At 62.7% G+C, this 1,565-nt stretch carries 1 protein-coding gene; it reads left to right on the plus strand.

Annotated elements, in window-relative coordinates; translation table 11 throughout:
• Positions 1-1,565: condensation domain-containing protein (locus tag ACW9I6_RS32295; RefSeq protein WP_457340240.1), on the plus strand; the 1,565-nt coding region annotated here is incomplete at both ends.

Genomic DNA, 1,565 nt, shown 5'->3' on the forward strand with positions numbered 1-1,565 from the left:
CGTGCTGAAACTGGAGCGGGTTGGTCTCACCGACAACTTCTTCGAACTGGGTGGCCATTCATTGCTGGCTACGCAGATGGTGTCGCGCATCCGCCAACACCTCGGCATGAACCTGCAACTGCGCAAGCTGTTCGAAAACGCCAGCCTCAAGGCTTGCGTGGCTGCGCTTGAGCCAATCCAGGCGGCGATGCCTGCGCGCATTCCAAGGGTGCCGCGTGATCAACCGTTGCCCCTGTCCTACGCCCAGCAGCGCCAGTGGTTCCTTTGGCAAATGGAGCCCTCCAGTGCGGCGTACCACATCCCTGCGGCGCTACGGATTCATGGCCACCTGGATTTGAAGGCGTTGCAACGCAGCTTAAGCGCACTGGTGCAGCGTCACGAGAGTTTGCGCACGACCTTTGTCCAGAAGGACGAGCGTGCGTTCCAGGTTATCCATGCCGAGTCCGGTCCGCTGCTGACGCCGCAGTTTCTCGACCTGACCTCGGCCAACCAGGCCGAGCAGATCCAGGCGTTTGTTCGCGATCAGATCAGCCGGCCGTTCGACCTGCAGAACGGTCCGCTGCTGCGGGTCGGGCTGCTGCAGGTGGCCGCCGATGAACAGGTGCTGGTGCTGACCCAGCATCACATCGTCTCCGATGGCTGGTCGATGCAGGTGCTGGTGCAGGAACTGATTGAGCGTTATGCCGCCTATAGCCAGGGTGGATCGGTTGAACCGGTGGAGTTACCGATCCAGTATGCCGATTACGCGGTGTGGCAACGCCAATGGATGGACGCCGGTGAGCGTGAGCGGCAGCTGGCTTACTGGACCAACGTCCTCGGCGCTGAACAGCCATTGCTGGAGCTGCCTGCGGACCGTCCGCGACCGGCACGCCAGAGCTTTGCCGGCGCCCGTCTGGCCGTCCAGTTACCGCAGGCATTGGGCCAACAGCTGCGGCAACTGGCCCTGGGTGAAGGTTGCAGCCTGTTCATGCTGTTGCTGGCTTCGTTCCAGGGCCTGCTGCACCGTTACAGCGGCCAGTCGGACATCCGCGTGGGCGTACCGATTGCCAACCGCAACCGGGTCGAGACCGAAGGCCTGATCGGGTTCTTCGTCAATACCCAGGTGCTCAAGGCTGAAGTCGATCCGCAGCAGCGTTTCAGCGAACTGCTGCAACAGGTCAAGACGGCGGCATTGGGCGCCGAGGCGCATCAGGACCTACCGTTCGAGCAATTGGTCGAAGCCTTGCGCCCTGAGCGCAACCTGAGCCATAGCCCGTTGTTCCAGGTGTTGTACAACCACCAGAGCGCCGGCCGCCAAGCCATCCCGCAACTGCCGGGGCTGGTGATCAAGGCCCAGGAGTGGGAAAGCCGTACCGCCCAGTTCGACTTGACCCTCGACACCCTGGACGCCGACGGCGAGCTCAGTGCAACCCTCACTTACGCCACCGACCTGTTCGACGCAAGCACTGCACAGCGTATGGCCGCTCACTGGCTGAACCTGCTGCAAGGCATCGTCGCCGATCCGCAACGACGCATCGGGGAATTGCCGCTGCTGGACGCGACCGAGCAACAGCACAACATCGCCC

The sequence above is a fragment of the Pseudomonas sp. SDO5522_S412 genome (assembly GCF_054071215.1).